Genomic DNA, 1,027 nt, shown 5'->3' on the forward strand with positions numbered 1-1,027 from the left:
AGGAATTTTTAATCCAGAAAGTAGCCATACCTGTAAAGGTCGAGTATAGGGAAATAAATGCAAACATACTAAAACTCCACCTAGCCAAAGCAGAATCTGAAAGTAGAACAATAATCTGTATTCAATCGCTTGGAAATTGTTTTGGTATTGCTTCTTAGTTGCGCTCTCGTCTGGGGCAATTTCCGTCGGCTTATCGGTTTTGGCTTTAGTTGGTTGAATGCGCCATCGTAGTTTTCTGAGTAACCAATTCCCGATTACTACCGCAAACATCATGCCACCAGCGATCGCAAATTGACGTTTTAAAAATTGTGGTTGCCGCTCTTGTTTGGCTCTGATTAATGCCTGTTGCAGAATTTGGCTTAACTCTTCTGCCCAAGTAAATGTATTAATGTCCCGTAGTTTGGCATCTAGTTCGGTTACGGTAAAAAAATATTGACCGTTAATATAGATCGTTGGCAAACCATTAACTGTAACTACATTAACTTGCAAATCGTTACTGTTGCTTTGAAAATAAGCATCACTAATTTGTTCTAAATTACTCTTGATTTTTGGCACTCTTTCTGGCAGATAATCTTCTAATGCGGTAACTTGAAATAAACGACGACCATCCAGCCAAATCCATTCAGCGACTGGCTTTTCCGAAAAGTTGGCTAGACGAGACAGATAAGAAAATAAACTTGATGTATCTTTGAAGGTTATCGATGTAGATGTTGGTTTTGTATCAGTTGGATGAGTAGAAGTTTGAGCTATTAATGGAGAAGTAATACATATTAGTCCCCAAGTTAACGCGATCGTCAGCCAAAATTTAAAGCGAGGGAGTGAGAAAAACATGAAAAACTACTAAGCTTATCAAAGGAGTTTATTTCTCAATTGGACTATATTCATTGAGCTAAAGCAATATTATTAAGCTTCTAACTATATATAAAATATAAATAAATTGAAGAAATTGTGAGTAAGTAGCAGTCAGAGAGTGCTGCTCTGTCCGATGGTAAAGATTAGTAACTCAAGTTTTTTTCAGAAAACTGGC

Annotated in this window: 1 protein-coding gene; it reads right to left on the reverse strand. The window is 36.8% G+C overall.

Features of this window, described 5'->3' with window-relative positions; translation table 11 throughout:
• Positions 1 to 831: DUF8459 domain-containing protein (locus AC33VI_RS22675; protein WP_491784530.1), on the reverse strand; the 831-nt coding region annotated here is incomplete at its 3' end.
• Between the last annotated feature and the right edge of the window lie 196 nt (positions 832 to 1,027).

The organism is Waterburya sp., from assembly GCF_058530065.1.